Genomic DNA, 15,756 nt, shown 5'->3' with positions numbered 1-15,756 from the left:
CGGAATTGAGTCTTACAGTTCCGGACTGCCGATATCAGAATTGGTTGTTGATGCCAAACTTGAAGTTCTGCGTCTTGTCAAAGTCTTCCTTGAGGACCGGGATTGCGTAATCCAGACGCAATGAACCGAAAGGAGACTGCCAGACGACGCCGACACCGACGGAAGCGCGCAGCGAGGCGTCTTCACCCTCGATGCCGTCGCCCCTGAGGTCGACGTCGTTGCCGAACAGCGTGCCCGCATCGGCGAAGACCGCGCCGCGCAGATTGAAGTCACGCGGGAAGCCCGGCATCGGGAAGGTTGCTTCGGCCGACGCCGTGAAATACGTCGTACCACCCAGCGGATCGTCGTTGGTGCCGGCAACGCGAGGGCCGATGCCCTTGTTTTCGAAACCGCGAATGTCGCCGTTGGTCAGCGTGAACTGGTCGAAGACGTTCAGGTGCTCGCCGAAGCCGACGACATAACCAGCCGAGGCCGAAACCGAGCCGATGATATCGGCATCGTCAGCGAGCAGGTGGTAATAACGCGCCTTGCCGTAGATCTTGTAGAACTGCGAGTCACCGCCGAGACCGGCGATTTCCTGCGTCGCCGTCGCGTAGATGCCCTCGCGCGGCAGGACGGTGTCGTCGAGCGTGTTGTAGGTCAGCGTCTGCGAGATGGAAGACCGCGTCCACGGGCTGTCCTCGACGAGGTGCTGATATGGAGCCGACAGGTCGGAAAGATCGCCGTTATCAGCGTCATACTTCATCTGCTTGTAGTTATAACGGAAGGTCGTCGCCAGATCTTCGGTGATCGGCGCGGTGACGCGCAGGACGACGCTGGTTTCCTCGTAATCGTAGTTGTCGTTGCTCGACGTCTCGCTGTGGTTGACGTCGAAGCCCGCCGCCAGACGATAGCCGAGGAAATAGGGCTCGGTGAAGCTGACGCCGTAGGCGCGCGAACCTTCCTGACCGCCGCCGGCCGAGATGCGGATGTACTGGCCGCGGCCGAGGAAGTTCTTCTCTTCGATCGAAGCTTCGAGCAGCAGACCGTCACCGCCGGCGGCATAACCCGCACCGACGCCGAACGAACCGGTGGACTGATCCTGCACGTCGACGACCACCACGACGCGATCCGGCGAGCTGCCCGGCTGGGTGGAGATATTGACGGAGGAGAAATAGCCGAGCGCTTCGAGGCGGCGCTTGGCCTTGGTGATCATCTGCTGATTGAAGGCGTCGCCTTCGCTCATGTCGAATTCGCGGCGGATGACGTAATCGCGCGTGCGGCTGTTGCCGCGGATTTCGATGCGCTCGACATAGGCGCGCTCGCCCTGGTCGACCAGATATTCGACCCCGATCGTGTTGTTGTTGAGGTCGCGGTTACCGCGCGGCGTGACGCGCGCGAAGGGATAACCGGCAGAGGCCACCTGATCGGAGATCGCTTCGATTGACTTCTGCACCTCCTTGGCGCTGTAGACATGGCCTTCCTTCGTGCGCACCAGCGGCAGCAGCTGATCCGAGCCGACGCCTTCGACGGTCGACTGCACGGTCACCGGTCCGAAGTCGTAACGCTGACCTTCCTCGATATTGAAGGTGAGCGTGTACTTGTTGGTTGCCTCGTCGAAGCTCGCATCGGAAGAGACAATGCGCATATCGGCATAGCCGCGGTTGTAATAGAACTGGCGAAGCGCTTCTTCGTCCGCGTGAAGCTTGTCTTCGTTGTAGACGTCCTTGCGGGTCAGGAACGAAAGGAAGTTCGAACGCTTGGTGTTGATGACGGCAGCCAGGCGGCCGGCGCTGTAGGCATTGTTACCGACGAAATTGATCGCATCGATCTTGGTGCGGTCACCCTCGTTGATGACGAAGGCAAGGTTGACGCGGCCCTCGCCGAGCGGCACGACCTGCGTCGTCACTTCGACTTCGCTGCGGCCGGTGGCGGCATAGGCTTCCTTGATCGCCTGGATATCGGCCTGGATCTGGGTGTCGCTGTAGGGGCCGGCGGCATGGGTCTGGACGATCGTCGCGAGCTTGTCGTCCTTGATCTTGCGGTTGCCGTTGAAGACGACCTGATTGACGAGCTGGGCCTCCTGGACATTGACGACGAGCGTACCGCCGGAGACCGAAATCTTGACGTCGGAGAAGTAACCGGTGCCGTAGAGCTGCTTGACCGAGTCATCGATGTCTGTGTTCGAAAAACTCTTGCCGGGCGTGATGGTCAGGTTCGACCGGACAGCTTCCGCGCCGACGCGGCTGGCGCCGCGCACATCAATGCGCTGGATAACCGCGGCCTCGGCGGCCGTAGCGGAAACGAACGTCAAAGCGCCTGCGCCCGAAGCAACAACACTAGCAGACAGCGCAACCGCCGATACTGCGTTCAAAAACTTTGAACCAGCCTTCATTTCACCTATTACCTTTTTTCCCTCGTCCCCGTCCCCGGGAGAACCCGATTCCGGTCACGTGTGTCGTTTTACCCGCTTTTGACATACAAGCAAGGGAGGGCGTTAATTTCTGTTTACTTCATTTCGAAGCGTGACCCATTCGCCACTACAGCCTTGAAACATCGTAAATAAATAGTAATTCCCTTGCCTTGCGCGTTTACCCTGAGCTCACGCTTATGTCGTTCCAGGTCGTAAAAACCATCAATGTCAGTATCATTGCCAAGCCGATGCGAAACGCAATTTCCTGAGCCTTGGAACCCAGGGGTCTGCCCCTCACCGCCTCCACCGCATAGAACATCAGGTGGCCGCCATCAAGTACCGGAACGGGCATCAGGTTAAGCAATCCTATCGAAACTGAAAGTGCGGCAGCAAGTTGCAGCACTGCGCCGATACCAAGGCTTGCCATCTGGCCGGACGCCTGCGCCACGCGGATCGGCCCGCCCAGTTGATCGGCCCGCATCGACCCGGCGAAGATATTGGCGATATATTTGAAGGTGCCGGTAACGATGCCAGCGCTTTCGATCACACCCTCACGCACCGCCTCAAGCGGCGTGTAGGTCCGCAGGCGGAAATTGCCCGCTTCCTTGTTGGTGATGATGCCGATCTGGCCGAGTTCGATCTTGTTGCCGAATTGGTCTGTCCGGTCGGTCCGCTGCGGCACCATCGGCACATCGAGCTTCTGGCCGCCGCGCTCGACCGTCACAATAATCTTCTGGCTTGGACGAATGGCGACGTAGCGGCGCACGTCGTCGAAGGTCTCGACCTTGTTGCCGTCGATGGCAACCAGCAGATCGCCGGGAAGGATGCCGGCGGCAGCAGCCGCTCCGTCCGGCGCAACTTCGGCAACGACGGGATCGGCGATCATGCGGCCATAAACCGAGAAAAGAACGGCGAAAATGGCGATTGCCAGCAGGAAGTTGGCGATCGGGCCGGCGGCGACGGTCGCGGCGCGTTTCCACAGCTTGGCGCCGGCAAAGGAGCGCGCCCTGTCCTCCTCGGACATGGCGGCGATCCCATCGTTGTCGGGCTTGCTCGAAACATCCTCATCGCCGAAGAAACGGACGTAACCGCCAAGCGGGATTGCCGAAATCTTCCAGCGTGTCCCATGGCGATCGGTGAAGCCGAATATCTCCGGACCGAAGCCGACAGAAAAGGCCAGGATGCGGATGCCGCTCCAGCGCCCGACGAGGTAATGGCCCATCTCATGCACGAAGACGAGCAGCGACAGCACCAGGATGAAGGTGACGACATTCCCCATCAAAAATGTATATAGGCCGCTCATCACTTCCTTGAGTTCCTTCCGTCAGCCTGCAGCCTCATCAGAGGCCGAACAATGCCGAGCCGAGAGACGTCATTTCAGCCCCCTTTATCAAGGAAAAAAGCCCAGCAAGCAAGAACGCCGAAAAACAGGCGAAAATCAGTCCGTCGACTCGATCCATGACGCCGCCGTGGCCCGGGATGAGACGGCTTGAATCCTTGACCCCGAATTTTCGCTTGATGAAAGATTCGAACAGATCGCCCGACTGGCTGCAAACCGACAGAATGAGCGCCACGCCGGCGGCAACGACTTCCGCGCCCGGAACAAGAAAATGGACAAGAACGACGCCGGCTGCGACCGCCGAGACGGCGCCGCCGATGGCGCCGGACCAGGTCTTTCCGGGCGAGATCGAGGGCGCAAGCTTCGGCCCGCGCAGAGCCCTGCCGACGAAATAGGCGAGGATATCGGTTGTCCAGACGACGGCGAAGACAAAGAGCATGGCATAAAGGCCGGGCCGGTCGTCGCCTCTGATACCGGCGAGCGCCACGCCGGTGGCGCCGGCATAAAACAGGCCCGCCGGGAACCAGCGGCTGGTGCCGTGAAGGATGATCAGCGCGATGCCGACGGCGGTCACGCCGGCCAGCATGCCGGCGGCAAATTCGAAATTGCCGACAAGCACCAGCAAAGCGATCGCCGCCTCGCCGATCCAGCCGACGGCATTGGAAACCCAGTCACGTGCGACGCCTGATATTTTCGACCATTCATAATAGATCAGCAGGCCGATCACGGCCGCCAGAATGCGGAAGGCAAGGCCGCCATACCAGGTGGCGGCAAGAACGATGACTGCGAGAATCAGCCCGGAAGCGATGCGCAGTTTCAGTTCCTGCTGCATCAGGTGCCAACCGCGGCTGCCTGCGACGACAGGCCGCCGAAACGCCTGTCGCGGGAGGCGAATTTTTCGAGCGCCGAGCGAAAGATTTCCGGGCTGAAATCCGGCCAATATTCCGGAACGAAGATGAATTCCGAATAGGCGGCCTGCCACAGCAGGAAATTGGAAAGCCGCTCCTCGCCGCTGGTCCGGATGATGAGATCCGGATCGGGGATGCCCGCCGTGTCGAGACGGGCGTCGATCAGCGCAGGCGTGATATCCTGCGCCCTCAGGCGGCCGGACTCGACGTCCTTGGCCAGGCTCACCACAGCGCGGGAGATTTCATCACGCGAGCCGTAATTGAACGCGATGACCAGCGTCAGCGCCGTATTATCCTTGGTCGTCTCCTCCGCCTCGAGCAGCAGACCGAGGATATCGCTGCGCAGGCTGTGGCGATCGCCGATCACCCTGATGCGCACATTCTGGCGATGAAGCTCGGCCAGGTCACGGCGGATGAAAGCCTTGAGCAGACCAAGCAGATCGGAGACTTCAGCCTCGGGCCGGCGCCAGTTCTCCGAGGAGAAGGCAAAGAGGGTCAGATATTTTATGCCGGCCGCGCCGGCCGCGCGCACTGTCTCGCGCACAGCCTCGACGCCCTTGCGATGGCCCATCGTGCGCGGCAGGCCACGTTGCTTGGCCCAGCGGCCATTGCCATCCATGATGATGGCAACATGCTCTGGCACAGTCAAAAATACAGTTTCCGACATTTCCCGTCCGGTCTTTCCAGGCAAAGGCACAGATCCACTAGACCTGCATGATTTCCTTTTCCTTCTCGCCAAGCAAGCGGTCGATTTCGGAAATCGTCTCGTCCGTCATCTTCTGTACGCGTTCCGACTGTGCACGGCTCTCGTCCTGGCCGATCACGCCATCCTTTTCGGCCTTCTTGAGACCGTCCATGCCGTCGCGGCGGACATGGCGAATCGCGACCTTGCTCTTTTCGGCATAGTCGTGAGCGACCTTGACGAGCGATTTGCGACGCTCCTCGTTCAACTCCGGCAGCGGGATGCGCAGGCTCTGGCCGTCGACGATCGGGTTGAGGCCGAGGTTGGATTCGCGGATCCCGCGCTCGACGGCGCTGACCATCGACTTGTCCCAGACGGAAACAGTCAGCATGCGCGGCTCGGGCACGGTGATGTTGGCCACCTGGTTCAACGGCACGCGCGAACCATAGGCCTCAATCGTCACCGGATCGAGAATGTTGGCCGAGGCACGGCCGGTGCGCAGCGATGCGATGTCGCTCTTGAATGCGGAAACTGCGCCATCCATGCGACGCTTCAGTTCCTTGATATCGATACCTTCACTCATGTCGATGCTCCCGTCTCAAGCACGATGCCGAAAAAGCGTCAGCGGTTTCGGACACCATCATGCTCTAACTATTGTCAATTGTCGGAGACGATGGTCTTGAGGCCACCGCCCGTCAAGATTTGGGCAAAACCGCCCTTCTCGTGAATCGAGAAGACGATGATCGGAATGGAATTCTCCCTGGCGAGCGCCACGGCGGCAACGTCCATCACCGCAAGCCCCCTGTCCAGCACTTCCTGGTGCGTCAGACGATCAAGCCGCGTCGCGTCGGGATATTTCTTCGGATCGGCGGTATAGATGCCGTCGACCTGCGTGCCTTTGAAAATCGCTTGCGCACCCATTTCGGCAGCGCGCAGCGCGGCGGCGGAATCGGTGGTGAAGAAGGGGTTGCCGGTGCCGCCGGCAAAGATCACCACGCGTCCCATCGACAGATGATAGAGGGTCGCGCGCTGCGAAAAGCTCTCGCAGATCTCCGGCATGGAGATGGCCGAAAGTACCACCGTGTCGATGTTGAGCTTGCGCAGCGAGGTCGCCAGCGCCAGCGCGTTGATGATGGTGCCGAGCATGCCCATATGGTCGCCGGTCACCCGGTCGCCGCCCTTGGATGCCACCGCGACACCGCGGAAGATATTGCCGCCACCGACGACGACGCCGACTTCCACGCCCATATGCCTTGCCTCGGCGATATCGGATGCAATGCGGTCCGCCACCGCGACATCGATCCCGAAACCCTGAGCACCCATGAGCGCTTCGCCGGAAGCCTTGAGCAGAACGCGTTTATAGACAGGCTCTAAAGACATCTTGGCTCCTCGTAAATTGCCGTGAATGCCCGATACACGAAGGGCACCGCGTTGTCACGCGATGCCCTTCTTGTTTTCAGAATTATGGCTGGAAGATCAACCCTTGACGGCAGCCGCGACTTCGGCTGCGAAATCGGTTTCTTCCTTCTCGACGCCTTCGCCGAGCAGAAGACGGGCCATGCCGGCAACTTCGATCGGAGCGCCGACGGCCTTTTCAGCTTCCTTGACGGCGGCTGCGACGGTCAGATCAGGATTGATGACGAAAGCCTGCGAGAGAAGGGCGACTTCTTCGAAGAACTTGCGCATGCGGCCTTCCACCATCTTCTCGATGATATTGTCCGGCTTGCCGGAGGCGCGCGACTGCTCGATGAAGACGTTGCGCTCGCGCTCGGCGACGGCGGCATCGACTTCTTCGGGGCGGATCGCCAGCGGCGCGGTCGCGGCAATATGCATGGCGACCTGGCGGCCGATTGCGTTCAGGGCTTCCTTGTCGCCGGTCGACTTCAGCGCGACGAGGACGCCGAGCTTGCCGAGGCCGTCGGAAACGGCATTGTGGATATAGGTGGCAACAACGCCGTCCTCGACGGAGAGAGCGACCGAGCGGCGCAGGTTCATGTTCTCGCCGATCGTTGCGATCGCATCCTTGATCGTGTCGGAAACCGACTTGCCGGATGCCGGGTAGGTCGCGGCCGCAACGGCCTCGACGCTGCCGTTCGTGGAGACGGCGACCTTGGCGATGCCGCGGACGAGATCCTGGAAGGCGTCGTTGCGGGCGACGAAGTCGGTTTCGGAGTTGACTTCGACGACGACGGCCTTGGTACCCTCGCTCGAGACGCCGATGAGGCCTTCGGCAGCGGTACGGCCGGACTTCTTGTCGGCCTTGGCAATGCCCTTGGCGCGCAGCCAGTCGATTGCCGCTTCCATGTCGCCATTGGTTTCGGCAAGCGCCTTCTTGCAGTCCATCATGCCTGCGCCGGTCTTTTCGCGCAGTTCCTTCACCATTGCAGCCGTAATCTCGCTCATTATCTTCCTCTTGTCGGTTCAAACGGTGGACCGCAAAGCGCGGCGCGGCACCGGATTGAGGCACGAAATGTACCTGTATGTATGACAGCGTGATGAAGACGCGTCATAACGAAAACTTATCTGGCGAACGGCTGACGCCTCCGCCCTGAAACAGGTAAGGCCGCCGAACTTCGATGAGTCGCGAGCGGCCTTCCCAGTCTATGCAAGCTTTGGCGGAGTTTCCGATCCGCCCGCTTTCATCAGCCTTCGGCTGCTTCTTCGAGAGCCGGCTCGACCGGAACTTCGGAGGATGCGCCGAGATCACGGCCGGAAGAGCTCTGCTGACGCGCGATGCCGTCGATGGCAGCGCGGGAGATCAGTTCGCAGTAAAGAGCGATTGCGCGCGATGCGTCGTCGTTGCCCGGGATCGGATAGTCGATCAGGTCGGGATCGCAGTTCGAGTCGATGATGGCGACAACCGGGATGCCGAGGCGCTTAGCTTCGTCGATCGCGATCTTTTCCTTGTTGGTGTCGATGATGAACATCAGGTCGGGAGTGCCGCCCATATCGCGGATACCGCCGAGAGCCTTGTCGAGCTTTTCACGCTCGCGCTCGAGGTTCAGACGTTCCTTCTTGGTGAAGCCCTGGGCTTCGCCGCCGAGGATTTCATCGAGCTTGCGCAGGCGCTGGATCGAGTTGGAGATCGTCTTCCAGTTCGTCATCATGCCGCCGAGCCAGCGCGAGTTGACGTAGTACTGGGCCGAGCGCTTGGCGCTGTCGGCGATGATCTCGGAGGCCTGGCGCTTGGTGCCGACGAAGAGAACGCGGCCGCCGCGAGCAACGGTGTCGCTGACAACCTGCAGGGCACGCGACAGCATCGGAACGGTCTGTGCCAGGTCGATGATGTGAATGTTATTGCGATCGCCGAAGATATACGGCTTCATCTTCGGGTTCCAGCGGTGCGTCTGGTGGCCGAAGTGGACGCCTGCCTCAAGAAGCTGGCGCATAGAGAAATCGGGCAATGCCATGCCTTTTTATCCTTTTCCGGTTGAACCTCCGCAAGGCGAACAGCATCCTCTTCGAGGATGCCACCGGGCGGAACAGCCCGGATTTCTCCCGGACGATCCCATGCCTTACGTGTGGAATGCCGGTGCCCATACATCCCGTTTGGCATAAAAGCAAGGAAAACATTCCATTCGGCACAGAAACACGGACTCCGCCGCGCATCCCGACGCTGCCCTGCCCTGCAAATGCCGCCGCTCAGCTCACCAGCATCGACAGCAGCGACAGCATCACGCCTGCGTCCGGCATCGGCAGAATAGCGTCGACCTCGGCCGGCAACAGGCTGCCGATCGCACTGTCGGCATTGCCGGTCGCAGTGCCCAAGGGACCGCGGAAGCCGTGTCTCGTCCAGGCAAGTTCCTGTAGCCGCGGGCTCACCAGCGCCTCGATCAGTCGGTTGGCGTTTTCGTCGACGACGATCAGCGGATGCGCGGAATAGACGGTCGGTCTGGGATAGAGCACCACCGGCTTCGCGCCCGCGCTCGTCTTGATGCGATCCCAGCGCGTGGGGTCGGCGAGGATCCATTCGACCAGCTGGTTCTCATAGCCGACGATCATCGGCTCGCCGCCAAGGCCGCCGGCCAGATACTGGTCGAAAAGCTTGCCTGACGACGGCGATTTGAAACCCATATTGCGGAAGATCGCCTGCGCCTTGCCGCCGAACGTCGCAAGATCGCTTGCCGTCGCGACATTGCCACTGAAAAGGCTCAGCACTAGCCCCGCGAACATGAAGCCGGAGTTGGAGCGGTTGGGATCGGTCGAGACGATGCGAGCGCGGCCATAGAGCGAATTGACGCCGAGCTTCGACCAGTTGGCGCCAGCGAGGATCGCATCGAGCAGGGCCTTCAGATCGAGCTGATGATGACCTTCGCTGATCACCGTCACCAAACCCGCCTTCATCAACCCATCGACCACCGGCTGCCAGGAATAGACGACGATCGGCGTATTCAGCACGACGCGGTCGTTGCGGATACCGATGCCGCTCTGCCGGGCGATATCGACCATGATCGAAGAGGACGGCCATAAATATTGCGGATGCTGCGACAGCAGCGCCTGTTCGCGCACCATCTCGACGGAGCCGGCGACGCGGCTGTCCATCGTCAATCCGTATGAACCGAGCGCCCTGACAACTTCGGGGTCGGCGAGGAAGGCCTCCTTCTCACCGCCGACGAAGCCAAACAGCGTCGTGCGGCTGCCCAGCAAGCCCTGCAATTCCGGCCGGTCCCGAACGGCGAAATAACCGCCGGTGCCGACGACACCGGCTCCGAGCAATCCCACTCCAAAGGCGCGACGAGAAAGGGCCATCAGCGTCCGATATCCTCTTTGAGCGATGCCTGGATGAGGCGCAGGTCGGTGTCGAGCGTGCCGAGTTCCTCGTCGACGAGACTATCGGCATAATGAACGAAAGCCTCTTCGAGCTTCACCAGAACGCCGCGCACCTCCCCCAACTGCTTCGGGTCGGGAACGCGCTTGGCTTCGATCACGGCAAACCCCTCCGCCACCTCGGCGGCGCGCGGCAGATAATAGGAGAGAAACCGGCGAACGGCGTTGGCGCTTTCGGGCTTGGCCTCGACCTTGCGAAAGACATCGGCGGCGATTTCGGCAAGGTGCCGGACGGCGGCTGCAGCCGGCTTGTCGCCGATCGCATCGGCGGCAGTCTCCAGCCTTTCAGCAAAGGGAACGGCCGCCTCCAAGAGGTCGCGGGCAAAAGCGACGCGCCCGCTGCCGATGCGCTTGAAATCGAGACCTTCGAACAGCCGACGCGGCGCCAGCAGAGATACGAGCCCGACAAAGACCAGAAGGGCGATGATGGCGGCAATCCAGAAGGGCATGCCGGCGGCAAAACTCAACAGCGGCACGGTGATGGCCGCCGCCAGTCCCGCCACGATCCAGTTGCCGTCATTGCCGAGCCAGTTGCGCATGCCTGTCCTAATTATAACCGCGCGCGGTGCGGAAGGCGGTGGCGAGATCCGAACCACCGTCGAACACACGCGCCGAGGTCTGCTTGGCAAGACTGTCAAGCTGGGTCTTGTCGGCGTCGCCGAATGTGATGCCGAAGATCGGTACACGCGGCTCGATCGCGTTCCACTCGCTCATGAAGGCCCGGCTTTGATCATCGGACCTGCCGTCGGTCATGATGACGATGGCCGGCAGATAAGTCGAGAGCCGGTCGGTTCCGGCGATCTGCTGCAGCGCCCGTTCGGCGCAAGCATACATGTTGGTGCCGCCGTTGGCCTTCTGCCGGGAAATCTCGTTCAGCAGTCCTTCCTGCTCCAGCGGATTTCCACTTGCCATGAAGGTGTTGCGCACGCGGCCGTCGAAAGGGATGACGATGATCTGGTCGGCCGGCGACCATTGCACCAGCACTTTGCTCGCTTCGTCCGGTGTCAGCAGGAATCGCATAGCCTTCTGCAGCTGGTCCTCGCCGTCGCCCTGCATCGAGCCGGAAAAGTCGAGGCAGAGCGCGGTCAGGGACGGCTTGCGCAGCGCCGCCTGATAAAGGTTGAGCGCCTGGCGGATAACGCCCGGCTCCGGCATACGGATCGCCGTCACCAGCCGGGTCGGATCGAAATTCCAGTTTGGTTCCGGCTTCGCGGCGACGTCGGTCAACGGGATGCGCCGGCCCGTATCAGCAATGCGCTGCTGCACGGGGCCTGAGCGGAGATAGGCGAGCAGATCGTTGAAGAAGGTCTGGACTTCGGGCCCGCGGCCATGATCGACGAAGCCGATCGGCGAATCCGCCATGGCGACGCCGTCGGCCGGATAGATCGCGTAAAGCGGTTCCTGCGACAGGCCGGCGAGCCTGTCGTTGGTTTCCTTCAGCACCGCCTCGTAATTCCACATCGCGTCGTAAATCGTGCCCTTGCCGGCGGATTCGACATAGAGATCGGCAAGCCAGCCGGAGGACCCGGAAGAGCGCACGACACCCGACAGCAGCGACCGGACGCTCTCCTGGACTGCTCTGTCGTCGAGATCACCGGGTTCGATCACAGGCTTATTGCCGAGCGCGCTCGACAGCATGGAGAGATAGGCGCTGGCGCCGGAATTGGATTGCGTCGCCGAAGTCATCAGGAATTTCAGCGATCCGCTTTCGACGGCAGCAAGAATGTCCTTCATGAAGACATCCTTGCCGATCCAGCCGAGCTGCTCGGCCTTGGACCGGCGCACGCCCAAGACCACCGGCGTCTGGGCGATAGAGGTCAGGCTCTTGACGCGGCGTTTGGTGTCGAACATGTCCACCCAGACGCTCGAGGCCGGCCAGACCGCATCCTGGGCGACACCCTGGTCGCTCTGCAGCGCCAGGCCGATATCGAGCGTGCCTTCGTATTTGAAGGTGCAGGTGGCATTCTTCTGCTTGCAGAATTCCTCGACGATTGGCTGCAGGACGGTATTCTCCGATCCCGACACGATCGAGAACTCCGGCCCCTGGCCGAAGGGATTGCAGCCGGCAAGGGGGAGAGCGGCAAGAAGTGCCAGGCCTGAAAGCAGCGCTCGCATCGTCATCCTGTCGATCACGCCTGAGTCACCGCCTTCTTGAGCTCGCTCGTCATCTGCTCCATCTGCTGTTCGGCGATCGCCCGCTTCCGACGCCCCTCCTCCTGAACCCGAAGCACGCCTGATATCGTATCGATCAGATCCTTGTTCGCCTTGGCGAGCGTGTCGATATCGACGATGCCGCGCTGCGACTGCTGCTCGATTGATATCGCCTGGTCCTTCATCATCTCGGATGCCTGGCGGATCATGTCGTTGGTGGCGTCGGTCACCGCCTTCTGCAGCTCGAGCGCCGATTTCTGCCGCGTCAGGCCGAGCAGGATCACCATCTTCTGCTTCCAGGCCGGCACCGTCAGCGCCGAAGTCGCCTGCAGGTTCTCGATCAGCGTCTCGTCACCCGCTTGGACGATGCGAATTTGCGGCAGTTGCTGAATGCCGAGCTGGCGCGCCTGCTGCAGGTAGAACACCCGCTTTTCCAGCCGGTCGAGCGCCTGCAGACTGTCCTGATAGGTCTGCGCCTCCAGCATGCCGCCGCCGGGGCCGGTTGCGGCCGCTTCGGCCTGCGCTTTCAACCTCGGCAGCTCGGTGCTGCGAAAACGCTCGGCGAAAGTCTTGCCGGCCTGCACATAGGCTTCGAGCCGCATGATCGACTGCCGGGTTTCCTCATGCAGGTCGTCGAGCAGCGCGATGTCGCGCCGCAGCGTATCCTTGTGACGGTCGAGCTCCAGGCAGATCCGGTCGATCTGGCCGGCCACGTCCTCGAACTCCGCCTTGAACCGTTCGAGCCGGGCCTTGGCGGAAAGAAATATGCGGCTGAGGAAACCCTTGTCCTTCAGCGACGCCGGATCGAGGCCTTTCGACTTGAGGATGATATCGCTCAGGAGTCGGCCGATCTCGCCGAGATCCTTGCTGCGGACCTCGCGCAGGATCCTGTCGGCATAGTCGCTGACCGCCTGCTGGGCTCGGTCGCCATAGACCGAGATGCCGGCGCGGTCGGTGATGTTGATCGTATCGGAAATGCGGGCAATTTCCGCCGGATCGGCGGCGACGACCGGCAGGGCGGCGTTTTGAACAGTCGCGAGATCGGTATCGGCCATGAGGCAGGGCTTTCCAGGCTTGCGGCAGGAATCGTCTGGAGGCCCATCTTCGCAACAAACAGGCCTCATCGCGATGGACTGGCCGCTGGGATCGCATCGACCCGGTGAGCAGGACGATAGAATGCGACTCAATCATCGCTGGTCCCGACACAATAATGAACTTTATGCTACAGATTTATGACAGTGGACAAGCCGCAGTTTACTGACAAGCCTCGGCCTTGCGTTCAAGCAGTTCCAGCTTGGCCAGCTTGCCGGTCAGGACGAAATCGCCGTAATCCATCGTCAGGTCGCGGGTGATGCCGTTCTCATAAAGCTTGAAGGACATGCGATAGACCGGCAGCGCATCCGATTTCGCATTCTCGTTGAAATAGGCGATCGTCACCGGCCAGAACGCGGTCTTCGAGAAGGCGCCGGCATTGCCGGCATCGGCCTCCTCGGCAACCGGCGTCTGCTGCTTGCCGACGATCGTCGTCGTCACCAGCGCCTTGTCGCCGTCATCGGAACCGTCGAAAACGCGCGCCTCGAAGAAGCGCTTGCCGTCCTTGGCGTTCTGGATCACATCAAGCATGTGTTCGGTGGGAAAGCGGCTTTCGGCCAGTTGCAACTCGCGGCTCGCCGGCTGCTTGAGATCGACCTTGACGCCATCAGGCTGGTCCTGAGCGGCGCCGTTGACCTCCTTGTCGAGCTGGTCGTCGGTGAAGGATTTGGTGTCGAAGGTGAACTTGCCGTCCTTCAGGTTCTCGAAGGTCGTCGTCTGCTGGTCGCTGACGCGCACGCTGTCGCCGGTGTCGATTTGCGTCACGAAGCGGAAATTGGTGGTGAAGCCCTGGCAATAGCTGCCGTCGAACTCGTAGACCATGCGGCCGTACATGCCGGCGATGCCGGAGCGGTCCGAAGCGTCCTTCAATTCCAGATCGTAGACGGCGCGATGGGCGATGAGGCCGGTCGCGGCCGCAGCGCTTGCCGCAGGCGCGCCCGCCCATGCATTGGCGGATACGCTGGCAAGAAGCAGAGCGGCAAGCGACGATCGGAACATTCATTCACTCCTGTTGGACTCGGCCGCAATGTTATATGAACTCTTTCGGCCAAATCGAGGCTCGAAGCTGTCATAATAAAGATTCTAGTCTTGATGCATAATTTTTGAAACATTGACAACAAAAGCGGAGACGAAAATGTCCGATGAAATTGCTGCGCGCCTGACTGAGATGGGGATAACCCTGCCCGAAGCCGCAGCCCCAGCCGCAAATTACGTTCCCTATGTCATCAGCGGCAATCTTCTCTACATCTCCGGCCAGCTGCCGCTCGAAGGCGGCAAGGTCGCCGTCGCCGGCCATCTCGGCAAGACGGTTGATGTTGCAAGCGGTCAACGCGGCGCCGAACTCTGCGCCATCAACATCCTCGCTCAGGCCAAGGCCGCACTTGGCGGCGATCTCGGCCGCATCCGCCGGGTGATCAAGCTGAACGGCTTCGTCGCCTCGGCGCCCGACTTCGTCGAGCAGCATCTCGTCATCAACGGCGCTTCGAACCTGATTGCCGGCGTGCTCGGCGAGGCCGGCAAACATGCGCGTGCCGCCGTCGGCATGGCAGCCCTGCCGCTGAACGCCGCCGTCGAGATCGACGCTATCATGGAAATCACAGAATGACCAATGCAGACTGGATCAAGGACGTGCCGGTCGCCCATCGCGGCTTTCACGACCTCAATAAGCTCGTCTGGGAAAATACGCTTTCGGCTTTTTCGCGCGCCGTCGAAGCGGGCTTTGCGATCGAATGTGATCTGCATTACGCCTCCGACGGCGTGCCGGTCATTTTTCATGACGAGGACCTGCAGCGACTGTGCAGTCTCACCGGCGACGTTCGCGAGCGCACCTCCCGGGAGCTTGGACTGATCGCCGTCGGCGGCACCAGCGACAAGGTGCCGACGCTCAGCCAGCTTCTCGATCTCGTCCAGGGCAAGGTGCCGCTGGTACTGGAGCTGAAGGGCCGCGAGGCCGATGACGAAGGGTTTGCCGAATCTGTTCTCGAAGTGCTGGAAGGCTATGAAGGCAAGGTGGCGCTGATGAGCTTCGACCATTGGCTGCTGCGCGATCTGAAGGCGCTTGGCCCCCCTTACCCGCTCGGGCTGACCGCCATCGGCAACACACCGGAGGAGTTCGCAACCCACGCCCAGGCGATGGAGATCGGTCTCGATTTCATCTCCTACTATTACGACGACCTGCCGAATGCCTTCATATCAGGCGAACGCGAAAAGGGCATTCCCGTCATCACCTGGACGGTCCGCGACGAAGAGGCGCGCCAGCGGACCTTCGCCAACGCAGACCAAATGACCTTCGAAGGGTTCGATCCGCGTGCGGCGGTTTGAGGCTCGCTTTTTGGCCAAGATCATGCGCAGACTGAAGCAAAGC

The 15,756-nt window shown here is 61.1% G+C and carries 15 protein-coding genes; 2 read left to right on the top strand and 13 right to left on the bottom strand.

All coding sequences use genetic code 11. The features are described 5' to 3' along the window. Nucleotides 1-34 precede the first annotated feature (34 nt). The 13 genes from bamA to C4N04_RS05855 form a co-directional block, all read right to left on the bottom strand. A complete protein-coding gene (gene bamA / locus C4N04_RS05915; RefSeq protein WP_038688680.1) occupies nt 35-2,374 on the bottom strand; it encodes an outer membrane protein assembly factor BamA in 2,340 nt (779 codons plus the stop codon). Nucleotides 2,375-2,570: 196 nt separating this feature from the next. Further along, a complete protein-coding gene (rseP, locus tag C4N04_RS05910) occupies nt 2,571-3,695 on the bottom strand; it encodes an RIP metalloprotease RseP (RefSeq protein ID WP_038688678.1) in 1,125 nt (374 codons plus the stop codon). A gap of 37 nt (nt 3,696-3,732) precedes the next feature. Further along, on the bottom strand, nt 3,733-4,563 hold the full coding sequence (locus tag C4N04_RS05905) for a phosphatidate cytidylyltransferase (RefSeq protein WP_077993842.1): 831 nt from the start codon (nt 4,561-4,563) through the stop codon (nt 3,733-3,735). Continuing rightward, nucleotides 4,563-5,306 carry an isoprenyl transferase gene (locus C4N04_RS05900; protein ID WP_077993852.1) on the bottom strand — a complete coding sequence of 248 codons (744 nt, stop codon included), beginning with the start codon at nt 5,304-5,306 and terminating at the stop codon, nt 4,563-4,565. The genes C4N04_RS05905 and C4N04_RS05900 overlap by 1 nt, the downstream gene beginning before the upstream one ends. A 37-nt stretch (nt 5,307-5,343) precedes the next feature. After that, entirely contained in the window at nt 5,344-5,904 is a 561-nt protein-coding gene (gene frr / locus C4N04_RS05895; protein ID WP_004678618.1) for a ribosome recycling factor, read from the bottom strand. 74 nt (nt 5,905-5,978) lie between these two features. Next, nucleotides 5,979-6,701: a UMP kinase gene (gene pyrH, locus C4N04_RS05890; protein ID WP_038688672.1), complete on the bottom strand. Its 723-nt coding sequence runs from the start codon at nt 6,699-6,701 to the stop codon at nt 5,979-5,981. 96 nt (nt 6,702-6,797) lie between these two features. Further along, complete coding sequence (tsf, locus tag C4N04_RS05885) at nt 6,798-7,724, bottom strand: translation elongation factor Ts (protein WP_009994369.1); 927 nt, start codon at nt 7,722-7,724, stop codon at nt 6,798-6,800. A 239-nt stretch (nt 7,725-7,963) separates the two neighbouring features. Beyond that, nucleotides 7,964-8,731: a 30S ribosomal protein S2 gene (rpsB, locus tag C4N04_RS05880; RefSeq protein ID WP_008526906.1), complete on the bottom strand. Its 768-nt coding sequence runs from the start codon at nt 8,729-8,731 to the stop codon at nt 7,964-7,966. Nucleotides 8,732-8,963: 232 nt separating this feature from the next. Next, nucleotides 8,964-10,070 carry a substrate-binding domain-containing protein gene (locus C4N04_RS05875; protein ID WP_106795578.1) on the bottom strand — a complete coding sequence of 369 codons (1,107 nt, stop codon included), beginning with the start codon at nt 10,068-10,070 and terminating at the stop codon, nt 8,964-8,966. Beyond that, complete coding sequence (locus tag C4N04_RS05870) at nt 10,070-10,687, bottom strand: 5-bromo-4-chloroindolyl phosphate hydrolysis family protein (RefSeq protein WP_077993855.1); 618 nt, start codon at nt 10,685-10,687, stop codon at nt 10,070-10,072. The genes C4N04_RS05875 and C4N04_RS05870 overlap by 1 nt, the downstream gene beginning before the upstream one ends. Before the next feature lie 7 nt (nt 10,688-10,694). After that, complete coding sequence (locus C4N04_RS05865) at nt 10,695-12,263, bottom strand: substrate-binding domain-containing protein (protein ID WP_077994092.1); 1,569 nt, start codon at nt 12,261-12,263, stop codon at nt 10,695-10,697. Between the two features lie 14 nt (nt 12,264-12,277). Then, nucleotides 12,278-13,354: a toxic anion resistance protein gene (locus C4N04_RS05860; RefSeq protein WP_106795577.1), complete on the bottom strand. Its 1,077-nt coding sequence runs from the start codon at nt 13,352-13,354 to the stop codon at nt 12,278-12,280. A gap of 199 nt (nt 13,355-13,553) precedes the next feature. Continuing rightward, nucleotides 13,554-14,390, bottom strand: a complete 837-nt coding sequence (locus C4N04_RS05855; protein ID WP_038688665.1) for a cell envelope integrity EipB family protein — start codon at nt 14,388-14,390, stop codon at nt 13,554-13,556. Between the two features lie 136 nt (nt 14,391-14,526). Between C4N04_RS05855 and C4N04_RS05850 the strand changes: the two genes are divergently transcribed. Both C4N04_RS05850 and C4N04_RS05845 read left to right on the top strand, forming a co-directional pair. Then, nucleotides 14,527-14,997 carry a RidA family protein gene (locus tag C4N04_RS05850; protein WP_009986485.1) on the top strand — a complete coding sequence of 157 codons (471 nt, stop codon included), beginning with the start codon at nt 14,527-14,529 and terminating at the stop codon, nt 14,995-14,997. Next, nucleotides 14,994-15,713 (top strand): glycerophosphodiester phosphodiesterase, encoded by a 720-nt coding sequence (locus tag C4N04_RS05845; protein ID WP_077993857.1) that lies wholly within the window; start codon nt 14,994-14,996, stop codon nt 15,711-15,713. The genes C4N04_RS05850 and C4N04_RS05845 overlap by 4 nt, the downstream gene beginning before the upstream one ends. Nucleotides 15,714-15,756: the final 43 nt, after the last annotated feature.

The sequence above is a fragment of the Rhizobium sp. H4 genome, from assembly GCF_003013335.1.
Taxonomy (GTDB): Bacteria; Pseudomonadota; Alphaproteobacteria; order Rhizobiales; family Rhizobiaceae; genus Rhizobium; species Rhizobium sophoriradicis.
This window is presented reverse-complemented; position numbering and strand designations above follow the sequence as displayed.

Excerpts from the sequence above, each read along its gene's own strand:
- bamA (WP_038688680.1), bottom strand. The coding sequence starts at position 2,374 with ATGAAGGCTGGTTCAAAGTTTTTGAACGCAGTATCGGCGGTTGCGCTG.
- rseP (WP_038688678.1), bottom strand. The coding sequence starts at position 3,695 with ATGAGCGGCCTATATACATTTTTGATGGGGAATGTCGTCACCTTCATC.
- C4N04_RS05905 (WP_077993842.1), bottom strand. The coding sequence starts at position 4,563 with ATGCAGCAGGAACTGAAACTGCGCATCGCTTCCGGGCTGATTCTCGCA.
- C4N04_RS05900 (WP_077993852.1), bottom strand. The coding sequence starts at position 5,306 with ATGTCGGAAACTGTATTTTTGACTGTGCCAGAGCATGTTGCCATCATC.
- frr (WP_004678618.1), bottom strand. The coding sequence starts at position 5,904 with ATGAGTGAAGGTATCGATATCAAGGAACTGAAGCGTCGCATGGATGGC.
- pyrH (WP_038688672.1), bottom strand. The coding sequence starts at position 6,701 with ATGTCTTTAGAGCCTGTCTATAAACGCGTTCTGCTCAAGGCTTCCGGC.
- tsf (WP_009994369.1), bottom strand. The coding sequence starts at position 7,724 with ATGAGCGAGATTACGGCTGCAATGGTGAAGGAACTGCGCGAAAAGACC.
- rpsB (WP_008526906.1), bottom strand. The coding sequence starts at position 8,731 with ATGGCATTGCCCGATTTCTCTATGCGCCAGCTTCTTGAGGCAGGCGTC.
- C4N04_RS05875 (WP_106795578.1), bottom strand. The coding sequence starts at position 10,070 with ATGGCCCTTTCTCGTCGCGCCTTTGGAGTGGGATTGCTCGGAGCCGGT.
- C4N04_RS05870 (WP_077993855.1), bottom strand. The coding sequence starts at position 10,687 with ATGCGCAACTGGCTCGGCAATGACGGCAACTGGATCGTGGCGGGACTG.
- C4N04_RS05865 (WP_077994092.1), bottom strand. The coding sequence starts at position 12,263 with ATGCGAGCGCTGCTTTCAGGCCTGGCACTTCTTGCCGCTCTCCCCCTT.
- C4N04_RS05860 (WP_106795577.1), bottom strand. The coding sequence starts at position 13,354 with ATGGCCGATACCGATCTCGCGACTGTTCAAAACGCCGCCCTGCCGGTC.
- C4N04_RS05855 (WP_038688665.1), bottom strand. The coding sequence starts at position 14,390 with ATGTTCCGATCGTCGCTTGCCGCTCTGCTTCTTGCCAGCGTATCCGCC.
- C4N04_RS05850 (WP_009986485.1), top strand. The coding sequence starts at position 14,527 with ATGTCCGATGAAATTGCTGCGCGCCTGACTGAGATGGGGATAACCCTG.
- C4N04_RS05845 (WP_077993857.1), top strand. The coding sequence starts at position 14,994 with ATGACCAATGCAGACTGGATCAAGGACGTGCCGGTCGCCCATCGCGGC.